We start from the raw sequence: 1,823 nt of genomic DNA, 5'->3' as shown, positions 1-1,823 counted from the left end.
ACTGGCCAACGAAACTGGAAATGAGATGGTTTGAACCTACCAATACCCAATTATTGGGGACAACTGCATAACTCATGTTTCTTCATCTGAAAGTGCAAGAAAGGCGTGTTGCGCCTCCAAACCCGCTTCCTGATATTGTTGCAAGCGCTCCATCTCTCGTCTTGCCTCTACTCGCTCCATCGCGAGCGCTGCAGACTGAACCATGTCTTCAATCAGCACATCCACTTCCTGCGAGAACGTATCCCCCGCCTGTGCGGTAATGGTGATCACCCCAAACACCGTGTTGTCGCGAGGCGAGAGAAGCGGCCAACCGGATACCACGCCCATGTCACAAAGTGGTGGAATTCGCCAAAGTGAAGGGAGGGATTCGTCTTGCGCAGGATTTATGATCACAATTTTTTTACCGGTTTGCCACACTTGCGTTGGAAGCGGCACACCATCTTGATGCAAATGCGCGGTTGTATGAGGCGGAGGCAATTGCAGAAAATGGATCGCCAACGGTCCCGCGACGTGAACACGCTCAAGCGGCACATCCTTCGTTCCCGTCATAAATGCATCGACACAGCTAACCTCTGTGTGCGTGGCAATCACATCCACCAATGATTTCATAATCTCCGCAGCATCGTTCATCGCCAGAAGAGACCGTTGGAATGCGCGCAGCGCATTGCGATAAGACTGAATCATCTGCAATCGCTCGTACGTCTCTACCCGATCAAAAAAGGCCGCGATTTCCTTTGTAATTCCTTCCATTAAATGCTCAACACCCGCGATAAACGGGTTTTCGGCAGAACGGTACAACGAGAGCAGGATTTTCCGGCCGGATTCTGTGGAAGCGGAAGATACCAGTGTACTGTCAAGGCCAAAACGCTCTAATTTGTCCCTCCACAATTGCAGGGAAGGATCACTCGCGTGGGCAAGCACAGTGCTAAGTGTCCGCAGTGATTGACCGGCTGGGCCGCGCCCTTCCTCCGTTAGTTCATCATCTGAGATCTCCAGAGTTTCTACATAATGCCTTGAGGGACCGCTCGCGGCTAGAACGCGCACGCGGCCACCCTGTCGATCCAATACGCCAACATAAACCAAGTTCACGTGAAGCATCTGGGTAAGATGGTCGCAAAGTTCACCCAGCCGATCACTCACGCTAACTCCTGAGTGAGGTTCACTAAGAATCTGCTGCGTCACGGAGAGCGCCCGATAAAGTGCGACAACCTCTGCGAGTTCCCACTCAGTGTGATGGCGAAGAAGAAGCATCGTTCGATCCACGCTGACGTCCCTTTGAATCGAAAGGTAATAACTGATCTGCCCATCCTGATCGCGAACGGGACTAATGGACAGGTAATTCCAAAAAGACCGCCCATCTTTTCGGTAGTTGAGAATTTCGCCATCAAAAGCGTGGCCATGTTGCAGTGTCGCGGCTATTTTTTTGCGCGTCTCACTGCTTGTCTCAACGCCTTGAAGCATCTCCGGTTTCCGGTTGATAAGTTCAGAAAAGGAATAGCCTGTCATCTTGGTGAACGCCGAATTGACATAGAGAATCTTCTCCGTCAAATCCGTGATCATGATCGCGTCAGTTATTTGATCGAGGAGTAAAAATAAGGACTCATTTAATCGCTCGCTCACACCTAATCTCCCCAAATTCATCCTTATATCTATCACTATAATGGGTTGTAATAACCTATACACATTGGGTCGTGTACCTTAGTATAGTCCAAATATACAACTAATGCACGAATGAGTATATCTACCGCAGGCCCCACGCATCTTTTTCCCAGTTGGTCGACCACGGGGACCATTCGAATGCCAAATAGAACCAGACTTCAGGA

Annotated in this window: 1 protein-coding gene; it reads right to left on the bottom strand. The window is 50.0% G+C overall.

The features are described from left to right. Positions 1 to 72: 72 nt before the first annotated feature. Entirely contained in the window at positions 73 to 1,620 is a 1,548-nt protein-coding gene (locus ATW55_RS13730) for a PAS domain-containing protein (protein ID WP_067719054.1), read from the bottom strand. Between the last annotated feature and the right edge of the window lie 203 nt (positions 1,621 to 1,823).

The sequence above is a fragment of the Ferroacidibacillus organovorans genome, from assembly GCF_001516615.1.
GTDB classification, from domain to species: Bacteria; Bacillota; Bacilli; order Alicyclobacillales; family SLC66; genus Ferroacidibacillus; species Ferroacidibacillus ferrooxidans_B.
This window is presented reverse-complemented; position numbering and strand designations above follow the sequence as displayed.